This window comes from Komagataeibacter xylinus NBRC 15237, from assembly GCF_001571345.1.
GTDB classification, from domain to species: Bacteria; Pseudomonadota; Alphaproteobacteria; order Acetobacterales; family Acetobacteraceae; genus Komagataeibacter; species Komagataeibacter xylinus.
This window is the reverse complement of sequence record NZ_BCTP01000143.1, coordinates 1-700: the sequence shown is the minus strand read 5'-3', so window position 1 is coordinate 700 and position 700 is coordinate 1. Positions and strand designations below refer to the sequence as shown.

The following is a 700-nucleotide window of genomic DNA, read 5'->3' as shown; positions in this document are numbered from 1 at the left end:
CAGAGCTGCGCGCGGTTTCGCCTCCTTTGACTGGATCACAAAGGACAGCTGGACGCGCCGCAGGCGGGTGGTGGCCAAGGCCGAATGGCGCCACGGCAACCGCTATCATCGCTTTATTGTCACCACGCTACCGCAGGGAATGTCCGACCCCCGCCATCTCTACGAACAGATTTACTGCGCACGCGGGGATATGGAAAACCGCATCAAGGAATGCCAGCTGGATCTGTTCTCAGACAGGACATCCTCCCATACCATCCGCGCCAACCAGCTCCGGCTGTGGTTCTCGGCCGCAGCCTATGTCCTGCTCACCGCTCTGCAAAAGATGGCCCTTGGGCAGACCTCTCTGGAGAAGGCGACCTGTGGCACCATCCGCGCACGACTGCTCAAAATCGCGACACGTGTCACGCTCAGCGTCCGTCGGATTGTCCTCTCCATGCCGGACATGTTCCCCTGTCAGCATGAATTCGCCCTCGCTCATGCACGATTGCGAAGGCTCCGGCAGGCCATCTGAAGAAACAGACAGTGCACAGACCACATAGCTTCCACCAACACTGCCTTCTCAGGCCGTGACACCCTCACTGCGTTCAGAACCCGCCGCCAGAAGCAGAATATCGTCAATATTCCAGATCGGGCTCCTGTGGGATGACTGAATTCTACAAAATGACCCGAAATTGCCTCAAGTGTGAGAAATCCGCGTCGA

General features: G+C 58.0%; 1 protein-coding gene. It reads left to right on the top strand.

Annotation, left to right across the window (positions count from 1 at the left end):
- Positions 1-511 (top strand): transposase (locus tag GXY01S_RS16795; RefSeq protein WP_156470354.1); only part of this gene is annotated, 511 nt, incomplete at its 5' end.
- Positions 512-700: the final 189 nt, after the last annotated feature.